This window comes from Streptomyces sp. NPDC058653, from assembly GCF_042716895.1.
In the GTDB taxonomy this organism is placed as follows: Bacteria; Actinomycetota; Actinomycetes; order Streptomycetales; family Streptomycetaceae; genus Streptomyces.
Window position 1 is genome coordinate 1 of sequence record NZ_JBHXRM010000073.1, and the last position, 24,363, is coordinate 24,363.

18 protein-coding genes are annotated in these 24,363 nt (G+C 72.9%); 9 read left to right on the top strand and 9 right to left on the bottom strand.

Annotated features, from left to right (window positions below; translation table 11 throughout):
* Window positions 1-23: 23 nt before the first annotated feature.
* The 7 genes from ACFWU9_RS35160 to ACFWU9_RS35190 all read right to left on the bottom strand — a co-directional run bounded on the left by ACFWU9_RS35160 (window position 24) and on the right by ACFWU9_RS35190 (window position 8,388).
* Window positions 24-872: an HpcH/HpaI aldolase/citrate lyase family protein gene (locus ACFWU9_RS35160; protein WP_384325168.1), complete on the bottom strand. Its 849-nt coding sequence runs from the start codon at window positions 870-872 to the stop codon at window positions 24-26.
* A gap of 17 nt (window positions 873-889) precedes the next feature.
* The gene (locus ACFWU9_RS35165) at window positions 890-2,119 is read right to left on the bottom strand and encodes a CaiB/BaiF CoA transferase family protein (RefSeq protein WP_384325153.1); all 1,230 of its coding nucleotides are present in this window, start codon (window positions 2,117-2,119) and stop codon (window positions 890-892) included.
* The gene (rbsK, locus tag ACFWU9_RS35170) at window positions 2,116-3,006 is read right to left on the bottom strand and encodes a ribokinase (RefSeq protein WP_384325154.1); all 891 of its coding nucleotides are present in this window, start codon (window positions 3,004-3,006) and stop codon (window positions 2,116-2,118) included. Before rbsK ends, ACFWU9_RS35165 begins: the two co-directional genes overlap by 4 nt.
* On the bottom strand, window positions 3,003-4,493 hold the full coding sequence (locus ACFWU9_RS35175; protein WP_384325155.1) for an ADP-ribosylglycohydrolase family protein: 1,491 nt from the start codon (window positions 4,491-4,493) through the stop codon (window positions 3,003-3,005). Before ACFWU9_RS35175 ends, rbsK begins: the two co-directional genes overlap by 4 nt.
* Entirely contained in the window at window positions 4,490-5,668 is a 1,179-nt protein-coding gene (locus tag ACFWU9_RS35180; protein WP_384325156.1) for an ADP-ribosylglycohydrolase family protein, read from the bottom strand. The genes ACFWU9_RS35175 and ACFWU9_RS35180 overlap by 4 nt, the downstream gene beginning before the upstream one ends.
* Window positions 5,669-5,857: 189 nt before the next feature.
* Window positions 5,858-7,003, bottom strand: a complete 1,146-nt coding sequence (locus ACFWU9_RS35185) for an ADP-ribosylglycohydrolase family protein (protein WP_384325169.1) — start codon at window positions 7,001-7,003, stop codon at window positions 5,858-5,860.
* Window positions 7,004-7,341: 338 nt separating this feature from the next.
* Window positions 7,342-8,388 (bottom strand): ADP-ribosylglycohydrolase family protein, encoded by a 1,047-nt coding sequence (locus ACFWU9_RS35190; protein ID WP_384325157.1) that lies wholly within the window; start codon window positions 8,386-8,388, stop codon window positions 7,342-7,344.
* Window positions 8,389-8,629: 241 nt separating this feature from the next.
* On the opposite strand from ACFWU9_RS35190, the gene ACFWU9_RS35195 reads away from it, so the two are divergent.
* The 8 genes from ACFWU9_RS35195 (at window position 8,630) to ACFWU9_RS35230 (ending at window position 20,311) form a co-directional block, all read left to right on the top strand.
* The gene (locus ACFWU9_RS35195) at window positions 8,630-9,349 is read left to right on the top strand and encodes a VIT1/CCC1 transporter family protein (RefSeq protein ID WP_384325158.1); all 720 of its coding nucleotides are present in this window, start codon (window positions 8,630-8,632) and stop codon (window positions 9,347-9,349) included.
* 466 nt (window positions 9,350-9,815) lie between these two features.
* A complete protein-coding gene (gltB, locus tag ACFWU9_RS35200) occupies window positions 9,816-14,396 on the top strand; it encodes a glutamate synthase large subunit (protein WP_384325159.1) in 4,581 nt (1,526 codons plus the stop codon).
* Window positions 14,389-15,849: a glutamate synthase subunit beta gene (locus tag ACFWU9_RS35205; RefSeq protein WP_384325160.1), complete on the top strand. Its 1,461-nt coding sequence runs from the start codon at window positions 14,389-14,391 to the stop codon at window positions 15,847-15,849. The genes gltB and ACFWU9_RS35205 overlap by 8 nt, the downstream gene beginning before the upstream one ends.
* A gap of 186 nt (window positions 15,850-16,035) precedes the next feature.
* The gene (locus tag ACFWU9_RS35210) at window positions 16,036-16,782 is read left to right on the top strand and encodes a VWA domain-containing protein (RefSeq protein WP_384325161.1); all 747 of its coding nucleotides are present in this window, start codon (window positions 16,036-16,038) and stop codon (window positions 16,780-16,782) included.
* Window positions 16,783-17,061: 279 nt separating this feature from the next.
* Window positions 17,062-17,265, top strand: a complete 204-nt coding sequence (locus ACFWU9_RS35215; RefSeq protein WP_015607926.1) for a cold-shock protein — start codon at window positions 17,062-17,064, stop codon at window positions 17,263-17,265.
* 302 nt (window positions 17,266-17,567) lie between these two features.
* Complete coding sequence (locus ACFWU9_RS35220) at window positions 17,568-19,109, top strand: DEAD/DEAH box helicase (protein WP_384325162.1); 1,542 nt, start codon at window positions 17,568-17,570, stop codon at window positions 19,107-19,109.
* 382 nt (window positions 19,110-19,491) lie between these two features.
* A complete protein-coding gene (locus tag ACFWU9_RS35225; RefSeq protein WP_384325163.1) occupies window positions 19,492-19,881 on the top strand; it encodes a ribonuclease domain-containing protein in 390 nt (129 codons plus the stop codon).
* A gap of 43 nt (window positions 19,882-19,924) precedes the next feature.
* Window positions 19,925-20,311 carry a barstar family protein gene (locus ACFWU9_RS35230; protein ID WP_384325164.1) on the top strand — a complete coding sequence of 129 codons (387 nt, stop codon included), beginning with the start codon at window positions 19,925-19,927 and terminating at the stop codon, window positions 20,309-20,311.
* 10 nt (window positions 20,312-20,321) lie between these two features.
* Here ACFWU9_RS35230 and ACFWU9_RS35235 read toward each other — a convergent pair whose 3' ends face one another.
* Both ACFWU9_RS35235 and ACFWU9_RS35240 read right to left on the bottom strand, forming a co-directional pair.
* On the bottom strand, window positions 20,322-21,881 hold the full coding sequence (locus ACFWU9_RS35235; protein ID WP_384325165.1) for an ankyrin repeat domain-containing protein: 1,560 nt from the start codon (window positions 21,879-21,881) through the stop codon (window positions 20,322-20,324).
* A 94-nt stretch (window positions 21,882-21,975) separates the two neighbouring features.
* Window positions 21,976-22,881 (bottom strand): hypothetical protein, encoded by a 906-nt coding sequence (locus ACFWU9_RS35240; protein ID WP_384325166.1) that lies wholly within the window; start codon window positions 22,879-22,881, stop codon window positions 21,976-21,978.
* 385 nt (window positions 22,882-23,266) lie between these two features.
* Here ACFWU9_RS35240 and ACFWU9_RS35245 point away from each other — a divergent pair, with 385 nt between their 5' ends.
* Window positions 23,267-24,049, top strand: a complete 783-nt coding sequence (locus ACFWU9_RS35245; protein ID WP_384325167.1) for a S1 family peptidase — start codon at window positions 23,267-23,269, stop codon at window positions 24,047-24,049.
* The last annotated feature ends 314 nt before the right edge of the window (window positions 24,050-24,363 follow it).

The window sequence follows — 24,363 nt, forward strand, 5'->3', positions numbered from 1 at the left end:
TCCGGGGCGCCGTGCGGCCGGTGTCAGTTCTGGAGCACACCCCGTCCGCGCGCCGCCAGGTCGAGCGTGCGGCGCGCCGCCGCCACGATCGCCGCGTCCACGAAACGCCCGTCCGGCAGCGCCAGCGCGCCCGCGTCCCGCGCCGCCGCCTCGACGATCCCGGTCGCCGACTCGACCTCCGCCGCCGTCGGGAGATACGCCCGCTCGATCACCGGGAGCTGACGCGGATGGATCGCGGAGCGCCCGAAGAAGCCCAGCGAGCGGCCGTGCGCGCACGAGGCCGCCAGCCCCTCCAGGTCCCGTACGTCGGGGAAGACGGACTGGGCGGGAGCCGGCAGACCCGCGGCGCGCGCCGCCACCACGAGACGGCCGCGCGGCCAGTCGAGCCCGGCGTCGTCCCGTACTCCCAGATCGGCCCGGAGGTCCGCCTCGCCGAGTGCGACACCGCGCAGGGCGGGATGGGCGGCGGCGATGGCATGGGCGTTCTCGATGGCGAGGGCGGACTCCAGCAGCGCGTACAGCGGGGTGCCCGGGGCCCTGGCGGCGGTCCGGCGGATGTCCGACGCGTGCGTGACCTTCGGCAGCCGCAGCCCCGCCAGGCCCGGGAGACCGGCCAGCGCCGGGATGTCCTCGGCGTCGGCGATCCGGACATGGACCGGCACGGGACCGGCGGAGGCCAGCAGCTCGGCCGTCGCGGCGCGCGCGTACTCCCTGCGGTCGGTGGCCACCGCGTCCTCCAGATCGACGATCACCGCGTCGGCGCCGGAGCCGAGCGCCTTCCGCACCACGTCGGGCCGGTCCCCGGGCGCGTACAGCCAGGTGAGCGGGGTGTGCGTCGGGTGCGTCGGGCTCGGCGCCCTGGTGGCCGGCAGGGGCGGCGCGGGGCGGCTCACAGCGCGCCCTCCTCACGCAGGGAGGCGATCTCCGAGGCCGAGAGGCCCAGCTCGGTGAGGACCTCGTCCGTGTCCGCGCCGTGCGGACGGCCCGCCCAGCGGATGGACCCCGGTGTCTCGGAGAGCCGGAAGAGCACGTTCTGCATACGGATCGTGCCGAGGTCCGGGTCCGCGACCTCGGTGACGGTGTCGAGCGCCCGGTACTGCGGGTCGGCCATCACGTCGCGGACGTCGTACACGGGGGCGATCGCCGCGTCCGCCTTCTCGAACGCGGCCATCACATCGTCACGCGGACGCCGGCCGATCCAGTCGCCGACCGCCTCGTCCAGCACGTCGGCGTGGTCGGCCCGCCCGCTGCCGGTGGCGAACCACGGCTCGTCGACCAGTTCCTCCCGGCCCACCAGCCGCATGACCCGCTCGGCGACCGAATCGGCGGAGGTGGAGACCGCGAGCCAGGAGCCGTCGGCGGTGCGGTAGGTGTTGCGGGGGGCGTTGTTACGGGAGCGGTTGCCGGTACGGGGCTGCACGTAGCCGAGCTGGTCGTACCAGAGGGGATGCGGCCCCAGCACCGTCAGGATCGGCTCGATGATCGCCATGTCGACCACCTGGCCGCGTCCGCTCGCCGCCCGGCCGTTGAGCGCGGTCATCACGGCGTACGCGGTGGCCAGCGCGGCGATCGAGTCGGCCAGCCCGAACGGGGGCAGCGTCGGCGGCCCGTCGGGCTCGCCCGTCATGGCCGCGAAACCGCTCATCGCCTCGGCGAGCGTGCCGAACCCGGGGCGCCGGGAGTACGGGCCGAACTGACCGAAGCCGGTGACCCGGGCGAGCACCAACCGCGGGTTGACTGCGGAGAGTTCGGCCCAGCCGAGGCCCCATTTCTCCAGGGTGCCGGGGCGGAAGTTCTCCACGATCACGTCCGCGTCGGCGGCCAGCCGCAGCAGCACGTCCCGGCCGGAAGGGCCGCACAGGTCGAGCGTCATGGTGCGCTTGTTACGGCCCAGGATCTTCCACCAGAGGCCGAAGCCGTCCTTCGCGGGGCCGTGCCCGCGCGACGGATCGGGACGGGTGGGGTGCTCGACCTTGATGACATCGGCGCCGAAGTCGCCGAGCATCGTGGCGGCGAGCGGGCCCGCGAAGAGGGTGGCGAGGTCGAGGACGCGCACGCCCTCCAGCGGGGGAGCGGCCGGGGTCCTGGGGTCGGTGCCGGTGGCTCGGGCGGTGGTCATGAGGTGGCCTCGTCGATCTCGCGGCGGTAGGGCATGGAGGTGGACGCCCCGTGGCGCTGGACACAGAGCGCGGCGGCGGCCGACGCCCAGCGCGCCGCCTCCGTCATCGGACGGCCCTCGCCGATCGCGACGGCCAGCGCGCCGACGAACGTGTCGCCCGCGGCCGTCGTGTCCACGGCGGTCACCTTCGGCGCGGGGAGGGCGACGGGCCCGGCGCCGCGCGCCGCGTACAGGGAGCCCGCCGCGCCCAGGGTGATCAGGACCTCCGGTACCTGCCGCAGCAGCACCTTCGCCGCCTCGTGCGGGTCCGCGACGCCCGCGAGCTCGGCGGCCTCGTGCTCGTTGGGCACCAACAGGTCGGTGGCGGCGAGGAGTTCGGGCGGCAGGGGCTGGACAGGGGCCGGGGTGAGGACGGTCCGCACTCCGTGCCGTTTCGCCGCCCGCGCGCCGTCGAGGACGACGCTCAGGGGGAGTTCGAGCTGGAGGAGCAGGGCGGCGGCGGTGGAGATGAGGGTCTCCTCGCCGGGGCCGAGGGCGGTGAGTGTGCCGTTGGCGCCGGGGACGACGACGATCGCGTTGCCGCCCTCGTCGTCCACGACGATGTGCGCCGTGCCGGAGGGCCCCTCGGCGGTGTGGAGCAGGTCGGTGTCCACGCCGGACGAGGTGAGCGTGTGCCGGAGCAGTACGCCGAACTCGTCGTCGCCGACCGCGCCGATCATCGCCACGTCGCCACCCGCGCGGGCGGCGGCGACGGCCTGGTTGGCGCCCTTGCCGCCGGGGACCGTACGGAATTCACGGCCCGTGACGGTCTCCCCGTGCTTGGGGGCCCGCGCGACGTACGCGACGAGGTCCATGTTGGTGCTGCCGAGCACCACGATGCCGGTCATGGGCGGAGTGCCTCCTGGGTGAGTCGGGCGAGTTCGTCGAAGCCGGTGCCGTCGAATCCGACGACGGAGGTGGCGAGCCGGTTCTTGAGCGGAGCCGTCCACCGCTCGGGCAGCCGGTCCGGGTGCCCGGCCAGCAGACCGGCGATCGAGCCGGCCGTCGCGCCGTTGGAGTCGGTGTCCCAGCCGCCGGACACGGCGCGGCAGATGGAGCCCGTGAAGTCACCGTCCGTGTGGGTGAGGGCGGCGGCGAGAAGCGCGGCGTTGGGGACGGCGTGGACCCAGTGGTGGTGGCCATGGGCGGCGTGCAGCCGGTCGACGACGGTGTCGAAGTCATGGTGGGCGCGGGCGGTGGCGATCGCGTCGCGGACGGCCCCCGCGAGCCGTGAGCGCGGGGGTACGGTGCCGAGGCCGGCGCGCAGCGAGGCGTGCACGTCCGCGCCGCCGCCCGCCGCGGCGATGGTGCCCGCGACGAACATCGCGCTGTACACGCCGTTGGCGGTGTGCGTCAGCGTGGCATCCCGGTGCGCCTGGGCGGCGGCCGACACGGGGTCGCCGGGGTGTGTCCAGCCGTGTACGTCGGCGCGGATCGCCGCGCCGATCCACTCCCGGAACGGGTTGTGGTGCAGGGCGGTCTCCGGCGGCTCGACGCCCGACAGCAGATTGCGGTACGCCACGCGCTCGGCGGTGAACGTGACCCCGGCGGGCAGCAAGTCGAGCCAGAGACGGGCGACGTCGGCGGTCCGAAAAGCCCGGCCGTACCGCTGGAGCAACAGCACGTTGAGCAGCGGGTAGTTGAGGTCGTCGTCCTCGGGCATGCCGTCGATGTTCTCGGCGAGGGAGTTGGCGGCGGAGCGCCGGTTCCAGGGGTGTGCGGCGGCGAGGTCCTGGGGGACGCCCTCGGCGGTGAACCAGCTGTTCAGGGGCCAGTTGCCGGTCGCGCGGGCCAGTGCGCGGATGGCGGCGAGGGTGAGCTTCTCGACCGGTTTGCCGAGGAGGCACCCGGCGGCGCGGCCGAGCCAGGCGGCGTGCAGCTGGTGGGTGGTGAGGGCTGCCCCGATCCCGGCCCCTCCGGCGACCGGGGTCCGCGCCCCGGGGCCCCCGGGGGCGCCCGCGCGCGACTCACCATCCTCGCCGGGCACCGGGGCCGGGTGGGCGCGCTCGCCGCTCCGCCCTGCCGGGGGCACGGGCCGGGCCGGCCGGCCGGTACCGCGCGCGTGCTCGATCTCCGGCAGCGTCGTCGGCTCTTCGGCTGCCAACGGCGAGGGGAGCCGCGCCAGTTCGTCCAGCAGCGTCAACGCCAGCGCGCGCAGCTCCGGGGCGGCCGACGGGGCGGACGCGCCCGCGCGCGGCGGCGACGGGGAGCCGCCTGCGGCGTGCCACCGCTCGGCCACCGCCGCCGCGTCCCGCCCGTCCTCGGCCGCCTGGCGCAGCTCATGGCCCAGCAGGTCCTCGGGCTGGACCCAGGTCACCCGCAACGGCTCCGTCATCGCGCCACCGTCAGCGCGGCGAACGCCGACTCGTGCGCCCGGCGGCGCGCCGTGTCCCGGGCGAACATCTCGTACGCCACCTCCGTCAGCGTCCGCCCCGGTGCCCGGAGGTCGAGGCGGCTCGCCTCCGAGACCCGCTTCGACCAGTCGGCCGGGATCGTCGCCCCGCCGGAGAGCGCCCCGGCCACCGCCCCGCTCATGGTGGCGATGGAGTCGCAGTCACGGCCGTAGTTGACCGAGCCGAGCACCGTACGGCGGAAGTCGCCGTCGCCGATGAGCAACATACCGAGGGCGACGGGCAGTTCCTCGATGGAGTGCAGCCGCGAGGGGCGCCGCGCGCCCAGGGACGGGGCGCGGTAGTCGGGTCCCACCGTGTCGAACGGCGCGACGGCCTCCCGCAGCGGACGCAGCGCCGGCTCGAAGTCCTCGTACGTGGCGGCCACTTCGCACACCGCCTCGATCGCGGCGCGCGTCCCGTCCTTGGCGAGCGCGAGGCACGCGTCGACGACGCCGGCCGGCGTCGCTCCCGGCGCACACGCCGCGGCGACGGCCGCCGCGAGGACCCCGGCCGCCTCACGCCCGTAACTGGACTGGTGCGCGCCCGCGACATCGACGGCCTCCGCGTACGCGGCTGCCGGATTGGCGGCGTTGACGAGGCCCACCGGCGCCATGTACATCGCGGCGCCGCAGTTGACGATGTTCCCGGCGCCCGCCTCCCGGGGGTCCGTGTGCCCGTAGTGGATACGGGCGACGAGCCACTTCTCCGCGAGGAAGATCCGCTGGAGCGGCAGTGCCTCCGCCTCCAGCTCCGGGATCCAGCGCGGGGTGGAGATCAGGTCGGGGACGAGATGGTCGGCGACGGCGTACGCGTCGAGGTGGTCGCGGACGGTGGCGTACGCCCGCACCAGCGCGTGCGTCATCAAGGTGTCGTCGGTGACGTGGCCGTCGCCCTTGTGGTACGGGGCGAGGGGGCGCGCCGTACGCCAGTCCTCGTTCCAGGGGCCGACGATGCCGGACACCCGGCCGCCGTGCCGGTCCATGATCTGCTCGGGGGTGTAGCCCTCGACGGGGCCGCCGAGCGCGTCTCCGACGGCCGCGCCGACGAGGCTGCCGGTGATCCGGTCTTCGAGTGCGGGCGTGGCCGTGGGCGTCGCTGATGCTCTGCGCGTCGTCATGCCGGAATTGTCCACCCGTGTGCGTCCCGTGGGGGTGAAGCTCGCCGCCCGTGGCGGTGGGCCGTGTCCTCGAAGTCAGGCCGTGTCGGCGGAGTCGTCCACGTACGTCCAGGACGAGCGCGATCCTCCGCCGCGCGACGCACCGCACCGGACCCCGCGGGCCCCGCGACGCCACGTCGAAGACACGCCCTACGGGGAGTTGTGGTCCGCCGAGGCGAGCGTGCGTGTCAGCAGACCGGCGAGTTCGACCAGGTCCGTGCCCGCGAGACGCGGCAGCGCGCAGCCCGCCAGGACACGGCAGGTGTTACGCCAGGCCGGGGGGACGGCCGCGCCTCCGCCGAGCGCGCCGGTCAGGGCCCCGGCGAGCGCGGGGGCCGAGTCCGCGACCCGGGACAGGCACGCGGCGGCGGGTACGGCGGCGCAGACGTTCCCGCCGGACGCGAGGGTCAGGGCGAGCGCGACGGGCACGGTCTCGGCCGCCGCGATGCCGTAGCTGTAGACATGGTCGACGATCTGATGCTCCAGCAGGGGGACGAGCGCGAACGCCCCGGCGGGCTCGTACGCGAAGTCCCGTGCCAGCTTGACCGCGTGCTGGGCGTTGCGGCCGATCTCCGTGCTGTCCGGCAGCTGTTCGAGCGCGGCGGTGACGGCGGTCGCGGTGTCGGCCCCGCCGAGCGCGGCGGCCACGGCGGCGGCCATCGCACGGGCGCCGTGCACCCCGTCGCCGTCCTGCGTGTAGCGGGCGTCGAACTCGGCGAGTTCGGCGGCGGCGTGCGGCCGGCCCGGATGGACGACCGCCAGCACGACGGCCCGTACGCACGCCGCGTCGTCGAAGTAGTGCGGGTTGTCGTGGCCGGTCGCGGGCGGGCGCAGACCGGTGGCGAGATTGCCGAGCCCGGCGCGTACGGAGATCCGGGCGCGGAGCGGCAGTACGGCGGACTCGACCTCCGGCGCGCGGTCCGCCGCCGCGGCGATCTCGGCGGCCAGGGTGGACCAGGCCAGGTCGACGGCGGCGCGGGTACGGCGGTCGGCGGGAAGGCCGGCGAAGGGTTCCCCGAACGCGGTGAGCACGGTCTCGGCGGCGAAGGCCGCCCACTCGGCGTCGTCGGAGGGGCCGAGGCGCAGCGGCTCGGGGGGCTGGTTGAGGGCGATGGGGACGGGGAGGGTGGTGGTCGCGTTCTGCTCGGCGAAGGTGTCGAGCTCGCGGGTGAGCCGTCGCGTCCACTCGGGCATCCGCGCGGCCCGGTGCCGGGCGGCGGGCCACCCGGCGGCGTCCCCGGCGGCCAACCCGAGAAACAACCCCTCGACTCGCTCCCCACCCACCCCACCCCCCAGATGCCCACACCACCCAACGCCCCGGCCCCGCCCCCGGCCGGCCGCATTCCTGGCGCTCGCCCGCGCTGTCGTTGATCCTGCACCGCCCTTCGGGCGAGCCGGGATCTGGCCGACCGTGTGGCCGTCACCCTGCGCCTGCCGCGCCTCAGCGCCGGCCTGCGTGGCGGGTGGCCGCGTGGTCGTTGGTCCTTCGCCGTTCTTCGGGTCGGCGGGGGCCCGGCCGGCCGCGTTCCCGGCGCCCTGCGTGCCCGGCGTTCGCGTCGGCGTCGCGTCCGCCGCGCCCCGCGCGCGCAGCGCCCCGTCCAGCTCGATGTTCGGTGACAGCTCCGTGCCGCTCATCAGGTCGCCTGTTCGTCGTCCGGGGTCAGTAGGTCCGCGATGTCCAGGACGTGGTAGCCGCGCATCGACGGGAGGCAGCTGCCGCGGACCGGGCCGATCGCCGAGGACCATTCCTCGGGGACCGCTCCCGCGCCGCAGACCGCTCCCGACAGCGCGCCCGCCACCGCCGCCGTCGTGTCCGCGTCGCGGCCCATGTTGACCGCCGTCAGCACCGACGTACGGAAGTCCCCACGGGCCGCCGCGAAGGCGCCGAACGCCAGGCCCACCGCCTCCGGCGCCAGGTCCGTCCACGGGTAGCCGCCGATCACCACCGCCGACCGCACCGCCCGCTCCATGGTCAGCGTGTCGGGGTACTCGCGGCCCGCCGCCACCACCGCGCGGCGCAGCGAGCGGGCCGTCCAGGAGTCCATCGGGATCACGGAGAGCGCCGCGGCCACCACCGACGCCGGGCCCGCGCCCGTCATCGCGGCGGCCACCCCCGCCGCCACGGCCTGGCCCCCGTAGATGCCCTCGCCCTCGTGGCTGACGGTGCCGTCGACCGCCACGAGCCGGGCCGCCTCCGCCGGGCTGCCCGCGGCGAAGACGCCGAACGGGGCCGCCCGCATCGCGAGGCCGTCGCTCCAGGCGTGCCGGTGCTGCGCCGTGATCGGCGCCGCGAGGCCCCTGCGCAGATTCTCCAGCGTGCCCCGCTCGCTGAACCCGGCGCCCCGGAACGCCCCCTCGTCCAGATCCGCCAGCCAGTGGTGCCAGGCGTTCTCGACATGGGTGACGGTCAGCGCGGAGCCGTGTCTGGCCAGGAGAAGACCGGAGAAGATCGCGTACTCGGTGTCGTCGGTACCGGCCGGGTTGTCGCTGACGAACCCCTCGATACGGCCCCAGCGGCGGCGGATCTCCGAGGGGCGCATGTTCTCGGCGGGGGCGCCGATCGCGTCGCCGACCGCGAGCCCGAGCAGCGAGCCCCGCGCCCGCTCCCGCAGGGCCGCGACCTCACCCACCCCCGGACCGAGGCCGGAACCAGCGCCGCAACCGCAGGCGGTCAACTCCATCGCGGGGCCTTTCGCGCATCGGGCCCCCAGGGGGGCCGCTCTTTCTCCCATACGTCCCACGCCACCCCGCGCGGAAGCCCCACAAGCGCCTCTGTCACCCGGCCGGTGCCCTGGTAAGCATGGCTTTCCTTGCTGGCGGGAGCCCTGTTTCGTGCGTACTTTCGAAGCCGTGGCGGGCGTTCCGCCACGCCCGGCCGGCCGAACCAACGCGAACAGCAGGGAAGGGGACAGCGTGTCCGTCATGGACAAAGACGCGTCACTCCACGGAGCACACCGTGACAACCACACGCACCGCGATGTCACCGGCGGCTGGCTGCGTCCCACCGTGTTCGGCGCGATGGACGGACTCGTCTCGAACCTGGCCCTGATGACCGGCGTCGCGGGCGGCTCCCTCGACCGGCAGACCATCGTCATCACCGGCCTCGCGGGCCTCGCGGCCGGCGCCTTCTCGATGGCGGCGGGCGAGTACACCTCCGTGGCGTCCCAGAGCGAGCTCGTCCAGGCCGAGCTGGACGTGGAGCGGCGCGAGCTGCGCACGTACCCGAAGGACGAGATGGCGGAGCTGGCCGAGCTGTACGAGTCGCGCGGGGTGGAGCCGGAGCTGGCACGCCAGGTCGCGGAGCAGCTCTCGCGCGACCCCGAGCTGGCGCTGGAGATCCACGCGCGCGAGGAGCTGGGCGTCGACCCGGACGATCTGCCGTCGCCGATGGTCGCCGCGGTGTCGTCGTTCACCTCGTTCGCGGTCGGCGCGCTCCTGCCCGTCCTGCCGTATCTGTTCGGCGCCACCGTGCTGTGGCCCGCCGTGATGGTGGCACTGCTGGGTCTGTTCGCCTGCGGCGCGCTGGTCGCCCGGATCACCGCGCGGAGCTGGTGGTACAGCGGTCTGCGCCAGCTGCTGCTCGGCGGTACGGCGGCGGCCCTCACGTACGGGCTCGGCGCGCTCTTCGGAGCGGCCGTCTAGAGCTCCGCCGGAGAGCACCTGGCGCCCCCGCCCCAGGTCCGGCCCCGCCCGATCCGCGCCCCGGCCCCGCGCGGCCACCCGCCGGGCGTACGACATATTGCGCGGTGGGGGAGGTGCCGTCACTGTGGTGACGAACATCCCCTCGACGATCCCTCGGCGTCGCCCCACCTGGCTGGGACACTATGCATGGCCTCACATATATAGCCGTTACCCGGTTGTTTCGAACGGTTGAACTCCGGGCATGAGCCGTAGGCGCTGCGGGCAATGAAGCCCTCTCCGCCACGGTCGGGTGTCCGGCGTCCCGTTCACCTCCGACCCCTTCGCCGCTGCGAGCGGCGTCCGCATGCTGGATCGAGCTATCCGCTTTCTGAGCAGCCGACTCATCATGTAACCTGCACGAAATTTTGCCCAGGGCCAGCGTCGTCCCTCGGTTTTCGCATATGCCACGACGACGACGGGAGAGCCGATGCGTTTCGACGCCTGGTCGCCCATGGATGGCCGCCCCGCTGCACAGGGCATGTATGACCCCCGTAACGAGCACGACGCCTGTGGCGTCGGCTTCGTGGCCACCCTGACCGGTGTGCCCGGCCACGAGATGGTCGAGCAGGCGCTGACCGTACTGCGCAATCTCGAACACCGGGGTGCCACCGGCTCCGAGCCCGACTCGGGTGACGGCGCCGGCATCCTGCTCCAGATCCCGGACGCCTTCCTGCGCGAGGTCGTCGGCTTCGACCTGCCCGAGGCCGGTTCGTACGCCGTCGGGATCGCCTTCCTGCCCGCCGACGCCCCGGACGAATCCGTCTCACGTATCGAGACGATCGCCGCCGAGGAGGGCATCGACGTCCTCGGCTGGCGCGAAGTGCCCGTCGCCCCCCAGATGCTCGGCGCCATCGCCCGCTCGACGATGCCCGCCTTCCGCCAGGTCTTCCTCTCCGCGACGGGCGACGCCGGCCCCCGCACGGGCATCGCGCTCGACCGCAAGACGTTCGTCCTGCGCAAGCGCGCCGAGCGCGAGGCCGGGGTCTACTTCCCCTCGCTCTCCGCCCGCACGATCGTCTACAAGGGCATGCTGACCACCGGCCAGCTGGAACCTTTCTTCCCCGACCTCTCCGACCGCCGCTTCGCCACCGCCGTCGCCCTGGTGCACTCGCGCTTCTCCACCAACACCTTCCCGAGCTGGCCGCTGGCCCACCCGTACCGCTTCGTCGCCCACAACGGTGAGATCAACACCGTCAAGGGCAACCGCAACTGGATGCGGGCCCGCGAGTCCCAGCTGGCCTCCGACGTCTTCGGCGACGACCCCGGCACGCTGGAGCGGACATTCCCGGTCTGCACCCCCGACGCCTCCGACTCGGCGTCCTTCGACGAGGTCCTGGAACTGCTCCACCTGGGCGGCCGTTCGCTGCCGCACTCCGTGCTGATGATGGTCCCCGAGGCGTGGGAGAACCACGACTCCATGGACCCCGCCCGGCGCGCCTTCTACCAGTACCACGCGACGATGATGGAGCCCTGGGACGGCCCCGCCTGCGTCACGTTCACCGACGGCGTCCAGGTCGGCGCGGTCCTCGACCGCAACGGACTGCGCCCCGGCCGCTACTGGGTCACCGACGACGGCCTCGTCGTCCTCTCCTCCGAGGTCGGCGTCCTCGACATCGACCCCGCGAAGGTCGTCCGCAAGGGCCGCCTCCAGCCCGGCCGGATGTTCCTCGTGGACACCGCCGAGCACCGTGTCATCGAGGACGACGAGATCAAGGCGACACTCGCCGCCGAGAACCCGTACGAGGAGTGGCTGGAGGCCGGCGAGATCGAGCTGGAGGACCTCCCCGAGCGCGAGCACATCGTGCACACGCACGCCTCCGTCACCCGCCGCCAGCAGACCTTCGGCTACACCGAGGAAGAGCTGCGGATCATCCTGGCGCCGATGGCCCGCACCGCCGGCGAACCGCTCGGCTCCATGGGCACCGACAGCCCCATCGCCGCGCTGTCCGCCCGCCCCCGGCTGCTGTTCGACTACTTCACCCAGCTGTTCGCGCAGGTCACCAACCCGCCGCTGGACGCCATCCGCGAGGAGCTCGTCACCTCGCTGCGCTCCACCCTCGGCCCCCAGGGCAACATCCTGCGGCCGACCGCCGCCGCCTGCCGCAGCGTCACCCTGCCGTTCCCGGTGATCGACAACGACGAGCTGGCCAAGCTGATACACGTCAACGCCGACGGCGACATGCCCGGCATGACCGCCGCCACCCTCTCCGGTCTCTACCGCGTCAGCGGCGGCGGCGAGGCCCTGGCCGCCCGTATCGAGGAGATCCGCGCCGAGACCGACGCCGCGATCGAGAGCGGCGCGCGCATCATCGTGCTCTCCGACCGGCACTCCGACGCCGAGCACGCGCCCATCCCGTCCCTGCTGCTCACCGCCGCCGTGCACCACCACCTCATCCGCACCAAGCAGCGCACCCAGGTCGGGCTGCTGGTCGAGGCCGGCGACGTACGCGAGGTGCACCACGTCGCGCTGCTCATCGGCTACGGCGCCGCGGCCGTCAACCCGTACCTCGCGATGGAGTCCGTCGAGGACCTCGTCCGCGCGGGCACCTTCATCGAGGGCCTGGAGCCCGAGAACGCCATCCGCAACCTCATCCACGCCCTCGGCAAGGGCGTCCTGAAGGTCATGTCCAAGATGGGCATCTCCACCGTCGCCTCCTACCGGGGCGCCCAGGTCTTCGAGGCCGTCGGCCTCGACGAGGCCTTCGTGGAGAAGTACTTCAGCGGTACGGCGACCAAGATCGGCGGCGCCGGTCTCGACATCGTCGCCCAGGAGGTCGCCGCCCGCCACGCCAAGGCCTACCCGCCGTCCGGCATCTCCGCCTCGCACCGCGCGCTGGACATCGGCGGCGAGTACCAGTGGCGCCGCGAGGGCGAACCGCACCTCTTCGACCCGGACACGGTCTTCCGCCTCCAGCACGCCACCCGCAACCGCCGCTACGACATCTTCAAGCAGTACACGGACCGGGTGAACGAGCAGTCCGAGCGCCTCATGACGCTCCGCGGACTCTTCAGCCTCGACTCCGGCCGCGAGCCCGTCGACCTGGACGAGGTCGAGCCCGCCTCCGAGATCGTCAAGCGCTTCTCCACCGGCGCCATGTCGTACGGCTCCATCTCCAAGGAGGCGCACGAGACCCTCGCCATCGCGATGAACCGGCTCGGTGGCAAGTCCAACACCGGCGAGGGCGGCGAGGACGCCGACCGGCTCCACGACCCCGAGCGCCGCTCGTCCATCAAGCAGGTCGCCTCCGGCCGCTTCGGCGTCACCAGCGAGTACCTCGTCAACGCCGACGACATCCAGATCAAGATGGCCCAGGGCGCCAAGCCCGGCGAGGGCGGCCAGCTGCCCGGCCACAAGGTCTACCCGTGGGTCGCCAGGACGCGGCACTCCACCCCCGGCGTCGGCCTCATCTCGCCGCCGCCGCACCACGACATCTACTCCATCGAAGACCTCGCCCAGCTGATCCACGACCTCAAGAACGCCAACCCGGCCGCCCGCATCCATGTGAAGCTGGTCTCCGAGGTCGGCGTCGGCACGGTCGCGGCCGGTGTCTCCAAGGCCCACGCGGACGTCGTCCTGATCTCCGGCCACGACGGCGGTACGGGCGCCTCCCCGCTCACCTCGCTCAAGCACGCGGGCGGCCCCTGGGAGCTCGGCCTCGCCGAGACCCAGCAGACCCTGCTGCTCAACGGCCTGCGCGACCGGATCGTCGTCCAGACCGACGGCCAGCTCAAGACCGGCCGCGACGTCGTCGTCGCCGCGCTGCTGGGCGCCGAGGAGTTCGGCTTCGCCACCGCGCCGCTCGTCGTCTCCGGCTGCGTCATGATGCGCGTCTGCCACCTCGACACCTGCCCGGTCGGCATCGCCACGCAGAACCCGGTGCTGCGCGAGCGCTTCTCCGGCAAGGCCGAGTACGTCGTCAACTTCTTCGAGTTCATCGCCGAGGAGGTCCGCGAGCTCCTGGCCGAGCTGGGCTTCCGTACGCTCGAAGAGGCCGTCGGCCACGCCGAGTTGCTGGACACCGAGCGGGCCGTGGACCACTGGAAGGCACAGGGCCTGGACCTGCGGCCGCTCTTCCACGTACCCGCCCTGCCCGACGGCGCCGTACGGCACCGGATCATCGAGCAGGACCACGGCCTGGCCAAGGCCCTCGACAACCAGCTGATCAAACTGGCCGCCGACGCCCTCGCCGCCGAGAGCCCCGAGGCCGCCCAGCCGGTCCGCGCGCAGATCGCGATCCGCAACATCAACCGCACCGTCGGCACGATGCTCGGCCACGAGGTGACCAAGAGGTTCGGCGGCGCCGGACTGCCCGACGACACCATCGACATCACCTTCACCGGCTCGGCCGGCCAGTCCTTCGGCGCCTTCCTGCCCAGCGGCATCACCCTGCGCCTGGAGGGCGACGCCAACGACTACGTCGGCAAGGGCCTCTCCGGCGGCCGGGTCGTCGTCCGCCCCGACCGGGGCGCCGACCACCTCGCCGAGTACTCGACCATCGCGGGCAACACCATCGCCTACGGCGCGACCGGCGGCGAACTGTTCCTGCGCGGCCGTACCGGCGAGCGCTTCTGCGTCCGCAACTCCGGCGCCACGGTCATCTCCGAAGGCGTCGGCGACCACGGCTGCGAGTACATGACCGGCGGCCACGCCGTCGTCCTCGGCGAGACGGGACGCAACTTCGCGGCCGGCATGTCCGGCGGCGTCGCGTACGTCATCGACCTCGACGCCGACAACGTCAACGCCGGCAACCTCGCCGCCGTCGAGACCGACCTCTCCGACACCGACAAGCGGTGGCTGCACGACGCCGTGCGCCGCCACCACGAGGAGACCGGCTCCACCGTCGCGGAGAAGCTGCTGACGGACTGGGACACCTCCGTGGCCCGGTTCAGCAAGATCATTCCTTCCACCTACAAGGCAGTGCTCGCCGCCAAGGACGCCGCTGAGCTCGCCGGTCTCTCCGAGCAGGAGACCACCGAGAAGATGATGGAGGCGGCGACCAATGGCTGACCCCAAGGGCTTCCTGACCACCGGGCGCGAGGTCGCCGAGTCCCGCCCGGTGGAGGAGCGGAAGAACGACTGGAACGAGGTCTACGTTCCGGGCTCGCTGCTCCCGATCATCAGCAAGCAGGCCGGACGCTGCATGGACTGCGGCATCCCCTTCTGCCACCAGGGCTGCCCGCTCGGCAACCTCATCCCCGAGTGGAACGACTACGCCTACCGCGAGGACTGGACCGCGGCGAGCGAGCGCCTGCACGCGACCAACAACTTCCCGGAGTTCACCGGCCGGCTCTGCCCCGCGCCGTGCGAGTCCGCCTGCGTGCTGGCCATCAACCAGCCCGCCGTCACGATCAAGAACGTCGAGGTCTCCATCATCGACAAGGCGTGGGACAACGGCGACGTCGTCCCGCGCCCGCCGGAGCGGCTGTCCGGCAAGACCGTCGCCGTTATCGGCTCGGGCCCGGCCGGCCTGGCCGCGGCCCAGCAGCTCACCCGGGCCGGCCACACGGTCGCCGTGTACGAGCGCGCCGACCGCATCGGCGGCCTGCTGCGCTACGGCATCCCCGAGTTCAAGATGGAGAAGTCCCACATCAACCGCCGTATCGAGCAGATGCGCGCGGAGGGCACCAAGTTCCGTACGGAGACGGAGATCGGCCGCGACGTCGACGCCGCGAAGCTCCGCAGGCGCTACGACGCCGTGGTCATCGCGGCCGGCGCAACCGTCTCGCGCGACCTGCCCGTGCCCGGTCGCGAGCTGAACGGCATCCACTTCGCCATGGAGTACCTGCCGCTCGCCAACAAGGTGCAGGAGGGCGACCTGACGGTCTCCCCGATCACCGCCGAGGGCAAGCACGTCGTGGTCATCGGCGGCGGCGACACCGGCGCGGACTGCGTCGGTACGGCGCACCGGCAGGGCGCGGCGTCCGTCACCCAGCTGGAGATCATGCCCCGGCCGGGCGACGAGCGGGCCCCGAACCAGCCCTGGCCGACCTTCCCGATGCTCTACAAGGTCACCTCCGCGCACGAGGAGGGCGGTGAGCGGATCTACTCCGTCTCCACCACCCACTTCGAGGGTGACGAGGAGGGCAACGTCCAGTCGCTGCACCTCACCGAGGTCGAGTTCAAGGACGGCCGTCCGGAACCGAAGCCCGGCACCGAGCGGACCATCCCCGCCCAACTGGTCACCCTGGCCATGGGTTTCACCGGAACCGACCGGTCCAACGGACTCGTCGACCAGTTCGGACTCGAACTGGACGCGCGTGGCAACATCGCACGGGACGCCGAGTACGCGACCAACGTCGACGGCGTGTACGTTGCGGGTGACGCGGGCCGCGGCCAGTCCCTGATCGTGTGGGCCATCGCCGAAGGGCGTTCGGCGGCCCGCGGTGTCGACCGTTATCTGACCGGGGCGAGCGAACTGCACGCGCCGATCCGCCCGACGGACCGTTCACTCACGGTCTGAGCAAAGAGCGTCCCGTACAACGGCGTACGGACGGTGACGGCCCGGGGGACGCCCCCCGGTCCCTCCGCAAGACACGGCGCCCGCCCGTCCCCGACCGGACCACGGCGGGCGCCGTGGCATGTGCGCGCGGTGATGTGTAACCTCGGTCCGCTCCCCCCGCGCCCCGTCGAGTGAACGGCGACACTCATGACCACAGCGCCATCCGCGGCAGGCCCGGCGATCAGCCTCCGCAAGATCGAGGAGACCGCGCCCGCGCTCGTCGAGCACTACCGGGCGGCGGCGGTCTCCCTGCACAAGCACGGGCTGAGCGGCGGGCGCGCCGCCGTCTATCTGGTCCTGGACTACTCGGGATCGATGCGCGAGTACTACCAGGACGGCAGCGTCCAGGCGTTCGCCGACCGGGTGCTCGGTCTCTCGGCCAATCTGGACGACGACGGTGTCGTGCCCGTCGTCCTCTTCTCCACGGACGTCGACGCCGAGACGGAGATCGCGCTCGCCGACCACCGCGGCCGTATCGACCGGATCGTGTCCGGGCTCGGGCACATGGGCAGGACCAGCTACCACCTCGCGATGGACGCCGTGATCGACCACTATCTGGACAGCGGGTCCACCGCGCCCGCCCTGGTGGTCTTCCAGACCGACGGCGGGCCCGTCAACAAACTCGCCGCGGAGCGCTATCTCTGCAAAGCGGCCGAACTCCCGCTGTTCTGGCAGTTCGTCGGCTTCGGCAACAAGCGCAGCTCGCAGTTCAACTTCCTTCAGAAACTAGACGAGTTGGCCGTCCCGCGGAAGCGGTGCGTCGACAACGCGGGCTTCTTCCACGCCGGGCTCGATCCGCGCGAGGTACCGGACGACGTGCTGTACGACCGGCTCGTCGCGGAATTCCCGCGGTGGCTCGCGGCGGCCCGCGCGCGGGGCATCCTGCGCGGCTGACCTGCCCCGACCCCGATCGCACAGCCGTCCGGCCGGCCGCCGCGCCACCCGCGCGCCCTCCGGGCCGATCCGGGTGTGTCGGATCCGCGGCGCACCCCGGGAGCGTGCTAGGCTGACCGCGTTGCAGTTTTGGTACCCATGAACTTTATGTGCGCCTGACGGGAATGTTCCTCAGGCGCATTTTATTGTTTTCGCCGGCTTCTCCGGATGGGGCTCAATGCGGCGACGAGGAATCCGTGAAGTGCGGATTCGTCTCTGCACCTGTTTTAGGAGAATGACATGGCTACTGGAACCGTGAAGTGGTTCAACTCGGAAAAGGGCTTCGGCTTCATCGAGCAGGACGGCGGCGGCGCCGACGTCTTCGCCCACTACTCGAACATCGCCACCCAGGGCTTCCGTGAGCTCCAGGAGGGCCAGAAGGTCTCGTTCGACGTCACGCAGGGCCAGAAGGGCCCGCAGGCGGAGAACATCGTCCCGGCCTGATCGCCGGACGCGTACCTCGCAGCCGGGGCCCGCACCTGCACGGTGCGGGTCCCGGCTTGTGCTGTCCCTGGGGGGTGTCCTGCCGATCCTGCCGGGCTCGCGATCCCTGGCACGCGCGCTCTCCCCCGTAGCCCCGCAGGGGGCACGGGTGGTGCCCCCTGCGTTGTCGTCGGTCGGCATGGCTGCGCCATGTCTCCCTTCGCCGCCTTGCGATGGCACGCACCAGCCCCCGCTGATCCGGCCTGATCGACAAGACACCCCCAGGCCCGGGACGGAAACGTCCCAGGAAGGTTCTTCACCGAATGACTCGCCCCGAACGCCCGGCCCGCGCACCCCGCCCGGCCGGTAAGCGCCCGGTCCACTCCCGTGCCAAGAGCCCCACGAAAGGCTCGGCCAAGGCGTCGGTCCGCCGCGTCGCACGCCCGCAGGAGTTCACGCTTCCGGAAACCCTCACCCCCGCGCTGCCCGCCGTCGAGGCGTTCGACGAGCTCGACATGCCCGCGGCCCTGCTCAAGACGCTCACCTCCCTGGGGGTGACCGAGCCCTTCCCGATCCAGGGGGCCACCCTCCCGAACTCGCTCGCGGGCCGCGACATCCTCGGCCGGGGCCGTACCGGATCGGGCAAGACCCTCGCCTTCGGCCTCGCGCTGCTGGCCCGTCTCGCCGGCCGCCGCGCCGAGCCGCGCGCGCCGTACGCCATGGTGCTGGTGCCCACCCGCGAGCTGGCCCAGCAGGTCACCGACGCCCTCACGCCGTACGCCACCGCGGTGAACCTGCGCATGGCCACCGTCGTCGGCGGTCTGTCGATCAGCAGACAGGCCGGGCAGCTGCGCCGGGGCGCCGAGGTGCTCGTGGCGACGCCCGGACGGCTCAAGGACCTCATCGAACGCGGCGACTGCCGGCTGGACCAGGTCACCATCACCGTCCTCGACGAGGCCGACCAGATGGCCGACATGGGCTTCATGCCGCAGGTCACCGCGCTGCTGAAGCAGGTGCAGCCGGACGGGCAGCGGATGCTGTTCTCCGCGACGCTCGACAAGAACATCGACCGGCTCGTACGGCAGTACCTGACCGACCCCGTCGTCCACTCCGTCGACCCCTCCCAGGGCGCGGTCACGACGATGGAGCACCACGTCCTGTACGTCATGGACGAGACGGACAAGAAGGCCGTCACGATGCGGATCGCGGCCCGCGAGGGCCGGGTGCTGCTCTTCCTGGACACCAAGCGCTCGGTGGACCGGCTGGTCAAGCGGCTGCTGGCGAGCGGTGTACGGGCCTCCGGCCTGCACGGCGGCCGGTCCCAGCCGCAGCGCAACCGGACGCTGGAGCAGTTCAAGACCGGCGAGGTGACCGTGCTCGTCGCGACGAACGTCGCGGCGCGCGGCATCCACGTCGACGATCTCGACCTGGTCGTCAACGTCGATCCGCCCGTGGACCACAAGGACTATCTGCACCGCGGCGGACGCACCGCGCGCGCCGGTGAGTCCGGCAGCGTCGTGACCCTCGTCCTGCCCGAGCAGAAGCGGGACATGACGCGGCTGATGTCCGACGCGGGCATCGCCCCGAGGATCACCAGCGTCAAGTCGACCGACGAGGAACTGACGCGGCTGACCGGCGCGCGGGAGCCTTCCGGGATCGCGATCACCATCGAGGTGCCGCAGCCCGCCGTACGGAAGCCGCAGAAGGCGCGCGCGTCGCGTCCCGCGCGGCGGACCGGCGGGGCCGGCTCCGGCGGCGGGACCCGGCTGGGCGCGGCCGGCGGTTCCGGGCGCGGCAGCCGCGGCGGCCGTCGTGGCCGCCCGCCGGAGCGCGGCGCCGAGGGCGGCCGGCGCACCGCGGCGTAGGGCCTCTCCGGCGGGACCTTCGCGGATCGGCCCGGGGCGTCCGGTGCGGTGCGCCGCACCGGAGCGTGCTCGGGGCGTACTCGGACGAGTCCCCCAACGCGGCCGGGCGCCGTGCCGGGCGTCCCGGGCCCGCGAAGGCCCGCAGGACGGGGCGCGGGCGTCTCCTTCACAAGTGGCCGGGTGATTCGCGGCCGTTGGGGGCGCCCGGTACGCCGCCGACCTGCTGTCACGAGCGCCGGACGGGCTCCTCCGGCAGTCCGGCGCCCGGCGGCGAACCGGCCACAAAGGGCGGGCGTCGTGCCCGTGACGGGTGGTTAACTCCCGCAGAACTCCACCGACTTGGGATTGACGTGCACACGTCTACGCGCGTCATCATGAGGGCATGCGAATCCCCCCACGAATCGCCCTCATCGGCGGCGCCGCCGCCCTCCTGTCCACCCTCCTCGTCGGCGGCACGGCGGCCGGCGCCGCCACGGCCGCCCCCCTCGCGGTCGGCGACATCTGCTACTCCGACCTGCCGTCCCAGGCGCACGACACCCTCGACCTGATCGACCGGGGCGGCCCGTACCCGTACCCGCAGGACGGCGGTGTCTTCCAGAACCGCGAGGGCATCCTGCCGCAGCAGTCCACCGGCTACTACCACGAGTACACCGTCAAGACGCCGGGCTCCTCGAACCGTGGCGCGCGCCGCATCGTCACCGGCAACTCCCAGCAGGACTACTACACCGCCGACCACTACGAGTCGTTCGACCTCGTCGACCACGGCTGCTGATCCCGCACCCCCCGCGCGACGACAGACAGGTAGCCTCCGCCCCATGACAGTGACGTATGTGATCCCCGGGGCGGAGGTCACCGGTCTGGAGCGCTTCTGGCAGGTGATCGGCGAAGCCGTGAACGGGCCGGACGGCTACTTCGGCCGTAATCTCGACGCGTTCGCCGACTGCCTTGGCGGCGGCTTCGGGACCCCCGAGGACCGGGACTTCGTCATCGAGTGGCGCGACCACGAACTCTCGCGCCGCGCACTCGGCCACCAGGAGACCGCGCGACAGCTCAGGGCCCGGCTGGCGCGTGTCCCCGAGGCCAACAGGGCGTCCGTCCAGGGGCGGTTGGACGACGCCGAGGCCGGCCGCGGCCCCACCGTCTTCGACTGGCTCACCGAGATCATCGACGAGCGGGCCCCCGGCACCCTGCGGCTGCTCTGAGCCGCCGGACTCAGCGGCCACGCGGCAGCAGACCCTCCAGCCTCCGCCGCACCGCAGCGTCCCGCAGAGTGCTCACCGCGCCGGCCGCCGTCTCGCGCGCGCGACCGGTCACCGACCCGTCGGCGAGCAGTCTCGCCAGCGCGTCCACCGCCCTCGGATCCTCCCGCGCCGCCAGTCCCCGCGCCGCCTCGGCCACCGTGACCGCCACCGGGTCCGTCAACCGCGCCGCCAGCGCCTCACGGATTCTGGGCGTGTCGGCGTCGACCACCGCCAGCGCCGCCGTCGCCCGCTCCCGCACCGCGTTGTCGATGTCCGCGCTCAGCGCCGTCAGCGCCACGAGCCCCTCCTCGTCCTCCTCCTCGCCGCCCGCCACGAGCCCGGCCAGCGCGGCCGTCACCCGGCGGCGTATCCCGGGGTCCGGATGGCCCGCGTGCCGCAGGATCTCCGGCAGGACGGCCGTGTCACCCTGCCGCCCGAGCGCGGTCACACAGGTTCCGATCAGCTCCGGCGTCCGCGCCCCCGCGCACAACTCCCGCAGCGGCGGCAGCGCGCGGGCCGCGAACGGCCTGCTCCCGTCCGCCGTCCCGAGCCCCGCGAGCACGTCGGCGGCAAAAGCACGCCGCAGCGGATCGTCGCTCGCGCACCAGGCGAGCGCTGCCTGGAACGACTCCTCATCACCCCGCCGCCACAGCGCGGCCACCGGCTCCCGCCAGTCGTCCCGTTCGGGCACCTTGCACCGCAGCGCCCGTCCCGCCAGCTCCTCGAACGGCGCCGGAAGACCCAGCGACTCCTCCAGAAGCGTCGCGATCGCCCCGTGCCCCGTCTGCCGCTCCAGGCTCGCGACCGGCACGCCGTCCCTCAACGTCTCGACCACGATCGTCACCCCGCCGTCCTCCTCGATCCGGCGCACCACCGTCTCGTCGCCCTCGCCCGCCATCGGCAGCAGCTCGGCGTGCAGTTCGTGCTCCACCGCCTCGGGAGCCGTCCACCGCCGCGCCTCCGCCAGCGCCTCCTCGCGCGCGCCCGCGCCGTGCCGCAGCAGAACCCGTACGGTCGACGTCGAACCGCGCCGGGCCGCCGTCACCAGGAGCGGCTCACCGTCCGGGGCTCCGCCGCCGGGGCCCCCGAGGCCGGGATCCGCGCCGTGCGCCAGCAGCGCCTCCACCGTGGCGGCGTGGCCCTGACCGACGGCCCAGGCCAGCGCCGTGAAGCCGTACGCCTCGCGCCGGTCGGGGTGCGCGCCCGCCGCCAGCAGGGCCAGCACCACCTCCGTATGACCGCCGCACGCGGCCCCGCACAGCGGCAGATCACCGTCGCCGGGTCCGCTCGCGCGCTCGGGGTCGGCGCCCGCCGCCAGCAGCAGCCGGACCACGCCGGGTTCGTCACTCACCGCCGCCGCGTAGAGGACGCTCTGGCCGTCCGCGTCGGTCGCCTCCGCGGAGACGCCCGAGCGCAGCAGAGTGACGACGGCGTCGTCCCGGCCCTCGTACACGGCCGTGAACAGTTCCCCGGCGTGGTCCGGCGCGTCGCCGGGCGCGCCGTCGGGGTCCGCCGTCCGCTCGTCTCTCATCCTTCGACCTTCGCCCGGCCGAGCCGTTCACGCCACATCGATAAATCGACCGTCCCGACCCGGTGCGGTGAAGTCCCTTTCAGGCAGGGGGAGTTCAGGTGTCGCAGTCGAGGACGGTGTGACAGAGCTGGCACCGTGCCCGCACCCGGCCCCTGACCGGCACCCGGATGCGCTGATGGCAGGTGGGGCAGGGGAACGACACCCGCAGTCCGTCCGGCAGCGTCTCGAAGGCGTACGGGCGGCCGGCGTCCCCGGACTCGCGGGGGTGGTCGAGCGCGTAGCGGCGGTCCTTGGCGTACCGGTGCCGGCCTGACCAGCCCGCCGTGGTCAGCGGCGGCTGCTGCTCGTCCCGCAGCGCCTGGGCCTTGCCCTTCGTGTACGCGGTGTAGCCCTGGGGGCTGGTGAACCAGATGCCCGGGTCCTCGTTGAACACGATGGCCCGCTTGGCCAGCACATAGCCGAACTCCTCCGGCGTCAGATAGCCGAGCTTCTGGCTGGAGTCCCGGTCCTCCCGGAAGGCGTCGAGCAGCAGCCAGCCCGCGCCCAGATACGTCGTCACGGTGTCGGTCAGGATCTCGTTGTCCCGGGTGCCGGGGAAGCTCAGCCCGAGCCGGTGCAGCAGGACATGGGTGATCTCGTGCGCGAGGGCGGCGCCGATGTCCCTGCGGTGCGTCCGGAAGCGGTCGTTGAGATCGATGAAGTACTCCGGCCCCGCGGTCAGCTCGACACTCGCCGCGTGCTCCATCTCGTGGAAGCTCACGATGATCCGGGCGTCCGGCAGATGCAGCTGCTGCACGAGCGCGCGGGCCACCCGCTGCACTCCGAGATGGAGGTCGTCGTCATCGGCGAAGGCGACATCGGCGGGCGCCACGCTCGTGTCGTACTGCCGGATGCCGTCGGCCGACATACGCCGGTAGAGGGCCGTGACGGCGGCCCGCGCCGTCTCCAGGTGCGGATAGCCGTGTACGACCGGGCTGCCGTTCGCCGGGCCTCTGTCCATCACGCCACTACCCCTTCGTAGGACGGCCGACCGTCCTCAACTGTACGGGGGCGGGCTCCGCGGACGCGTGGGCGGCGGGGACGCGGGGGTGTGGTCCGGCGACCGGTCGGCGGACATTCCGCGCCGGTCGCCGGGCACCACCGGATTCCCGACCGTTCGGTTGGCTGAAAACCACATCTTGTGCCACGGCTGATTTCCTCCCCATAATCCGGATCACGCTGTGGCGGGCGGACGCGGGCGATCTTCTTGTCCCACGGATCGTCGGTCGGCTTCGCCATGCGTACGGCACCCCCACGTGCTGAGCGTCATCCGTACACAGCTTCACGCACGACAGCCCCACGCAAGACAACGAAATGCACTGTTTCCCCCCACGAAAGGCAGTCAGTTGAGCTTCCTGCGTGCCCTCAAGAGATGTGCCGTCGTCGGCGCGGTCGTCCTCGCCGGTGTCAGCCTGCAGCCCACCACCGCGTCCGCCGCCCCCGCCCCGGCCCCGCCGGTCGTCGGCGGCACCCCCGCCGAGCAGGGCGAGTTCCCCTTCATGGTCCGCCTCTCCATGGGCTGCGGCGGCGCGCTCTACGAGCAGGACATCGTCCTGACCGCCGCCCACTGCGTGGACGGGTCCGGCCCCGACACCGGGATCACCGCCACCGCGGGCGTCGTCGACCTGGAGAGCCCCGACGCCGTCGAGGTCAACTCCACCGAGGTCCTCCAGGCCCCCGGCTACAACGGCACCGGCAAGGACTGGGCGCTGATCAAGCTCGCCCAGCCGATCGACCTGCCCACGCTCGACATAGCCACGGACGACTCCTTCAACAGCGGCGACTTCACCGTCGCCGGCTGGGGCGCGGCCACCGAGGGCGGTGGCCAGCAGCGGTACATGCTCAAGGCCAGCGTCCCGTTCGTCTCCGACGCGGACTGCGAGGGCGCGTACGGCAGCAGCCTCGTCCCGTCCGAGGAGATCTGCGCCGGCTTCATCGAGGAGGGCGGGGTCGACACCTGCCAGGGCGACTCCGGTGGCCCGATGTTCCGTGACAACGGCGCCGGCGGCTGGATCCAGGTCGGCATCGTCAGCTGGGGCCAGGGCTGCGCGCAGCCCGGCTTCCCGGGCGTCTACACCGAGGTGTCCACCTTTGCCGCCGACATCCAGTCGGCAGCGGCGGGTCTTTGACGGACGGCCCGTCGCCCGTCGGGTGACGTCGTCCCGTCTCGCCGCGGGTTCCCGTTCTTGACGGCGGTCCGGTGACGGACGTCCGTTCGACGCCGGGCCACTCGTCCGACGCGGGATCACCCGTCCGAGGTGCGGCGCGGTCCGAAATGACCGTGCCGCACGGGAGATGACACGAACGAGGAGGGGTGGGGGGGGGGGGGGCCGGGGGGTGACCTGGCCCACGCCGGCGCCCCCCCCCCCCCGGGGGGCGCCCCCCGTCGACGGCCGGTCCGCGACGGCGACGGCCAGCCACGGCGCACTGCGCAGCCCGGAGC

What these genes read in the sequence shown, in the direction of transcription:
- ACFWU9_RS35165 (WP_384325153.1), bottom strand. Translation starts at nt 2,119, where the DNA reads ATGACCACCGCCCGAGCCACCGGCACCGACCCCAGGACCCCGGCCGCT.
- rbsK (WP_384325154.1), bottom strand. Translation starts at nt 3,006, where the DNA reads ATGACCGGCATCGTGGTGCTCGGCAGCACCAACATGGACCTCGTCGCG.
- ACFWU9_RS35175 (WP_384325155.1), bottom strand. Translation starts at nt 4,493, where the DNA reads ATGACGGAGCCGTTGCGGGTGACCTGGGTCCAGCCCGAGGACCTGCTG.
- ACFWU9_RS35180 (WP_384325156.1), bottom strand. Translation starts at nt 5,668, where the DNA reads ATGACGACGCGCAGAGCATCAGCGACGCCCACGGCCACGCCCGCACTC.
- ACFWU9_RS35190 (WP_384325157.1), bottom strand. Translation starts at nt 8,388, where the DNA reads ATGGAGTTGACCGCCTGCGGTTGCGGCGCTGGTTCCGGCCTCGGTCCG.
- ACFWU9_RS35195 (WP_384325158.1), top strand. Translation starts at nt 8,630, where the DNA reads ATGGACAAAGACGCGTCACTCCACGGAGCACACCGTGACAACCACACG.
- gltB (WP_384325159.1), top strand. Translation starts at nt 9,816, where the DNA reads ATGCGTTTCGACGCCTGGTCGCCCATGGATGGCCGCCCCGCTGCACAG.
- ACFWU9_RS35205 (WP_384325160.1), top strand. Translation starts at nt 14,389, where the DNA reads ATGGCTGACCCCAAGGGCTTCCTGACCACCGGGCGCGAGGTCGCCGAG.
- ACFWU9_RS35210 (WP_384325161.1), top strand. Translation starts at nt 16,036, where the DNA reads ATGACCACAGCGCCATCCGCGGCAGGCCCGGCGATCAGCCTCCGCAAG.
- ACFWU9_RS35215 (WP_015607926.1), top strand. Translation starts at nt 17,062, where the DNA reads ATGGCTACTGGAACCGTGAAGTGGTTCAACTCGGAAAAGGGCTTCGGC.
- ACFWU9_RS35220 (WP_384325162.1), top strand. Translation starts at nt 17,568, where the DNA reads ATGACTCGCCCCGAACGCCCGGCCCGCGCACCCCGCCCGGCCGGTAAG.
- ACFWU9_RS35225 (WP_384325163.1), top strand. Translation starts at nt 19,492, where the DNA reads ATGCGAATCCCCCCACGAATCGCCCTCATCGGCGGCGCCGCCGCCCTC.
- ACFWU9_RS35230 (WP_384325164.1), top strand. Translation starts at nt 19,925, where the DNA reads ATGACAGTGACGTATGTGATCCCCGGGGCGGAGGTCACCGGTCTGGAG.
- ACFWU9_RS35235 (WP_384325165.1), bottom strand. Translation starts at nt 21,881, where the DNA reads ATGAGAGACGAGCGGACGGCGGACCCCGACGGCGCGCCCGGCGACGCG.
- ACFWU9_RS35240 (WP_384325166.1), bottom strand. Translation starts at nt 22,881, where the DNA reads ATGGACAGAGGCCCGGCGAACGGCAGCCCGGTCGTACACGGCTATCCG.